Source organism: Mycobacterium sp. (assembly GCF_049683355.1).
Classification (GTDB): Bacteria; Actinomycetota; Actinomycetes; order Mycobacteriales; family Mycobacteriaceae; genus Mycobacterium.
In genome coordinates, this window is the sequence record NZ_JBAUJB010000483.1 from 1 (window position 1) to 2,424 (window position 2,424).

2 protein-coding genes and 1 pseudogene are annotated in these 2,424 nt (G+C 69.0%); all 3 read left to right on the forward strand.

The window, feature by feature from the left end; all coding sequences use genetic code 11:
• Positions 1-281 (forward strand): annotated as a pseudogene (locus tag WA944_RS26890) (AAA family ATPase); the annotation flags it as partial.
• A 74-nt stretch (positions 282-355) separates the two neighbouring features.
• Positions 356-1,273 carry a DUF58 domain-containing protein gene (locus WA944_RS26895; RefSeq protein ID WP_526647516.1) on the forward strand — a complete coding sequence of 306 codons (918 nt, stop codon included), beginning with the start codon at positions 356-358 and terminating at the stop codon, positions 1,271-1,273.
• A gap of 56 nt (positions 1,274-1,329) precedes the next feature.
• On the forward strand, positions 1,330-2,337 hold the full coding sequence (locus WA944_RS26900; RefSeq protein WP_526370609.1) for a vWA domain-containing protein: 1,008 nt from the start codon (positions 1,330-1,332) through the stop codon (positions 2,335-2,337).
• The last annotated feature ends 87 nt before the right edge of the window (positions 2,338-2,424 follow it).

The following is a 2,424-nucleotide window of genomic DNA, read 5'->3' on the forward strand; positions in this document are numbered from 1 at the left end:
CCCGCGCGTCGCTGGGCATCATCGCCGCGTCCCGCGCGCTGGCGCTGATCCGCGGGCGCGACTACGTGATACCGCAGGACGTCGTCGAGGTCATCCCGGACGTGCTGCGGCACCGCCTGGTGCTGACCTACGACGCGCTCGCCGACGAGGTCTCCTCCGACACGGTCGTCAACCGCATCATGCAGACTGTCGCGCTGCCCCAGGTGAACGCCATCCCGCAGCAGGGTCATTCGGTCCCACCCGTGGTCCCGGCTGCGGCAGCCGCAGCCGGCGGCCGCTGACCCGGTAAGCGGCGCACTAAGTGACGTCTCCTCCCGATTCTCCAGGCGCCAAACCCTCCGGTCGCAGCGTCGACCTGCCCTCGCTGCAGCGCGGCGAGATCCGCGACCCGGCCTTGACGGCAGCGTTGCGCAAGCTCGAGCTGACCGTCCGGCGAAAACTCGACGGGGTGCTGCACGGTGACCACCTCGGGCTGCTGCCCGGCCCGGGTTCCGAACCGGGGGAGTCGCGGATCTACCAGCCCGGCGACGACGTCCGCCGGATGGACTGGTCGGTGACGGCGCGCACCCAGGCGCCGCACGTGCGTCAGATGATCGCGGACCGCGAGTTGGAGACCTGGCTCGTCGTCGACGTGTCGGCCAGCCTGGACTTCGGCACCGCCGGTTGCGAGAAGCGCGACCTCGCCGTGGCGGCCGCGGCGTCGATCGCGTTCCTCAACAGCGGCGGCGGCAACCGGCTGGGCGCGATCATCTCCAACGGCGAGACCACCCGCCGGGTGGCCGCGCTGTCCGGCCGGGTGCACGAGCAGGAACTGCTGCGCGCGATCGCCACCACGCCGCGGGCACCGGTCGGGGTCCGCGGCGATCTGGCCGCGGCGATCGACGCGCTACGCAGGCCCGAGCGGCGCCGCGGCATGGTGGTGATCATCAGTGACTTCCTCGGTCCGGTCGACTGGATGCGTCCGCTGCGGGCCATCGCCGGCCGCCACGAGGTACTCGGCATCGAGGTCCTCGACCCCCGCGACGTCGAGTTGCCGGCCGTCGGCGATGTCGTCCTGCAGGACACCGAGACCGGGCGCACCCGCGAGTTCACCATTGACGAGCAGTTGCGGGCCGACTTCGAGCAGGCCGCCGCCGCACACCGCGCCGAGGTGGCGCGCACGCTCCGGCGCTGCGGTGCGCCGTTGCTGTGCCTGCGCACCGACCGGGACTGGATCTCCGATGTGGTCAGGTTCGTCGCCGGTAGGCGTCGCGGCGCACTGGCCGGTCGATGAACAGCGCACCGACAGGCGCACGGTCACAAAAGAAACAACGAAATGACAAGTAGCACATGACTTTACCGTTCTTCGGGCCGATGTCGCTGTCCGGCTTCGAGCACCCGTGGTTCTTCCTGTTCTTCCTGGTGATCATCGGGCTGATCGCGCTCTACGTGGTTGTGCAGCTGTCCCGTCACAGGCGGGTACTGCGGTTCGCGAACATGGAGCTGCTGGAGAGCGTGGCGCCGAAGCGGCCCAGCCGATGGCGCCACCTTCCGGCGACCCTGCTGATCCTGGCGTTGGTGTCGTTCACCGTCGCCATGGCCGGCCCGACACACGACGTCCGCATCCCGCGCAACCGTGCCGTGGTGATGCTCGTCGTCGACGTGTCGCAGTCGATGCGTGCCACCGATGTCGCGCCCAACCGGTTGGCTGCCGCGCAGGAGGCGGCCAAGCAGTTCGCCGACCAGCTCACCCCGGGCATCAACCTCGGACTGATCTCCTATGCCGGCACCGCGACCGTGCTCGTCTCGCCTACCACCAACCGGGAGGCGACCAAGAACGCGATCGACAAGCTGCAGCTCGCCGACCGCACCGCGACCGGCGAGGGTATCTTCACGGCGCTGCAGGCGGTCGCCACGGTCGGTGCGGTCATCGGGGGTGGCGACGAACCCCCACCGGCGCGCATCGTGCTGATGTCCGACGGCAAGGAGACCGTGCCGTCCAACCCGGACAACCCCAAGGGCGCCTACACCGCGGCCCGTACCGCCGACGATCAGGGTGTGCCGATCTCGACGGTGTCCTTCGGGACGCCCTATGGCTATGTCGAGATCAACGACCAGCGTCAGCCGGTCCCGGTGGACGACGAGATGCTCAAGAGGATCGCCGACCTCTCCGGAGGAGAGGCGTTCACGGCATCGAGCCTCGAGCAGCTCAAGGAGGTGTTCACCAACCTTCAGGAGCAGATCGGCTACGAGACCATCAAGGGTGACGCCAGCGTGGGTTGGCTGCGGCTCGGTGCTCTGGTGCTCGCCGCGTCGGGCCTGGGCGCGTTGCTGATCAACCGGCGCCTACCCGGCTAGAAATATCCCTGTGTCGCTGCTCCCACCTGCCGTATGGCGATTTCTTGAGAATGAGCGCGAGGCGTTAGGTTGGCGGGCATGACTGCG

Excerpts from the sequence above, each read along its gene's own strand:
- WA944_RS26900 (WP_526370609.1), top strand. The coding sequence starts at position 1,330 with ATGACTTTACCGTTCTTCGGGCCGATGTCGCTGTCCGGCTTCGAGCAC.